The sequence below is a fragment of the Aeromonas sp. D3 genome (genome assembly GCF_027705025.1).
GTDB classification, from domain to species: Bacteria; Pseudomonadota; Gammaproteobacteria; order Enterobacterales; family Aeromonadaceae; genus Aeromonas; species Aeromonas salmonicida.
Window position 1 is genome coordinate 1 of sequence record NZ_JAPDBE010000088.1, and the last position, 2,113, is coordinate 2,113.

3 protein-coding genes are annotated in these 2,113 nt (G+C 51.9%); all 3 read left to right on the top strand.

The window, feature by feature from the left end; translation table 11 throughout:
- Window positions 1-403 precede the first annotated feature (403 nt).
- Complete coding sequence (locus tag OKC28_RS22835; RefSeq protein WP_270691154.1) at window positions 404-628, top strand: hypothetical protein; 225 nt, start codon at window positions 404-406, stop codon at window positions 626-628.
- A gap of 519 nt (window positions 629-1,147) precedes the next feature.
- Window positions 1,148-1,555 carry a hypothetical protein gene (locus OKC28_RS22840; protein ID WP_270691155.1) on the top strand — a complete coding sequence of 136 codons (408 nt, stop codon included), beginning with the start codon at window positions 1,148-1,150 and terminating at the stop codon, window positions 1,553-1,555.
- The coding region (locus OKC28_RS22845) for a replication initiation factor domain-containing protein (protein WP_270691156.1) at window positions 1,548-2,113 on the top strand (566 nt) is incomplete at its 3' end. The genes OKC28_RS22840 and OKC28_RS22845, both read left to right, overlap by 8 nt.

Here is a 2,113-nt window from a genome sequence, read left to right on the forward strand (position 1 = left end):
TTATTGGGGGAGCCTCACTGGGTTCGGCTTGAGGTTCGAGTCAGACCAAAGTCATCTGCAAAAGCACAATGCGCAACCATCACCCCGCCAGAAGTTTTTGGCTGCGCACTGTGGACTAGGGAGCTCTATCAGCGCCTCACGGGCTCAAGCATAGCAAGGCATAGGGTCGGCACTCAATACGAGCCTACAGACGACGACAGGGCCTTTGCAGCCCTTGTTAAGCAGTATGGCCCGCTTGTTGTCAGGCTATGCAGTACCATGGGGGCCAAATCCTTCGCCAAAAAACTGCTAGACGGCGTTGGTTGGGATTGTCCTTTTTAGTAACTGTTACTGAAAACACTGAGCCTTGGGAATCTCACCTCCCAAGGCCCAGCTAACCACAACAACCTGTACGGAGGCCATTATGGCTATGCATCATGTTACCGAAACTTCCTACCACGCGCTCCAGTCATTGGGCGATACCGCTTGCGCCTTGGCTGAATTGGCTGATGTTATCCCCTCCGAGGATAGATATTCCGCCTTGCTCCGCATCCTCTCCGACCGTCTTGATTCCGATATGCAGGCGATGCAAAGGGAAGTTCACGCTCTCTGGACGTTCGTTCCTGAGGTTCCCGACACGGAGGAGTAGGAGCGAGGGCGCGCAGCAACGCCGACGAACGAGAGGGGCTATCATTGCCCCTTTTTTGTTAACACATTTTGCTTAATTCCAATTAAACCAAGTGTGTTGCCGGACTTTGGTATGGTTTTCCGTACCGGACTTTACCGTGGTTTACCGTGGTTTATCGTGGACTTTGGTGCGGAATCTCGCACTCGGGCCCATGGCGAAGCCATAGAAGCGCTACCCTCGCACCCGCCCCGAGAGGCTTTGTTTCCAAGCGCGGCGCCCGCCTCTGGCGGCTCTGAATTTTCCCGAGAATGGCCCTCCTCCCCCTTCCCTGAAAAACCGGCTTTTAAGACTCTCCTGCGCTGAGGGAGATAAACGCCATAGCGCCCCTCTAATTTTGGTCACTGTGACGATAATTAAATATCTGCATCACTTTTCATACCTAGGGTTGAAAACTGCATCATAAGGGGCTAGTGTTGTCGTTGTGGGAGGCGACGGAGGAGCACACGCAACGACAGCGCTAAACCTTACTTGGAGGAAAACATGCCCAGAATAACCATTACTGTTTCTGATGAAACTCTCGCCGCAATTGATGATTTTTCGGCGCACATTGGCAAGTCACGTTCCATTGCTTGCTCGTCTGTATTGGACATGGTTGCACCCATGTTTGAGTACCTAAAAACTACCTATGATTTGGTCAAAACAGGGGACCAAAAGGGGGTGTCTGAACTTGTCGATTCTCTCGGCAATTTGCTTGACGAAACCTCGGCTCAATTTGAGTCCATGAAGGCTGGTTTTTCGGGGGTGTCCGGACAGGCTAACCCCCGTTCCTGTAATAACGGGGGTCAGGTCTCACCGACTGACCTCCAAAACCCCACACAACCCGTTGTTTTTGTTACTAAAATCCCTTCTGATACCCCTCCTGAGGATAAGGGGGGTCAAAATGCCTAGTTTTGACTGGTATCAGGCCACCCTAACAGACCAGCAACCCGATGAAGTTTTGGCCGTTTTGAAGGAGTTTTTTCCTCGCTCGGACATCAAAAGGGGTCGCCTGCTCTATGGGTACAAAGAGGCCGTCGATTTGATTAGAGGGGACCATCGAATAGTGTCCCTTATGTGGGGGCTTCACAGCTCTCCCGACCCTCATATCCAGTTCACCGGGAGTGACGCTATCGAGGGGGCTAGTCTTTGTCGAAAGCTGTGGCCAAACCATCGCGTTTCGCGTGTCGATTCTGCTATGGATTGGTATTCGCCCGGTGCTTGGGAGGAGCTTTCCACGCTAGCTCTTGAGGTTGCCAAAAAACACAATCTCAAGGTTCAGCATGTGGGGGATTTTCTTCGTGGGGAGAACGGTCGAACTCTCTACATTGGCTCCAAATCTTCCCCTGTTTTTGTCTGCCTTTACGAAAAAGGCAAACAGCCAGGCATGGAATTATTGGGGGAGCCTCACTGGGTTCGGCTTGAGGTTCGAGTCAGACCAAAGTCATCTGCAAAAGCACAATGCGCAAC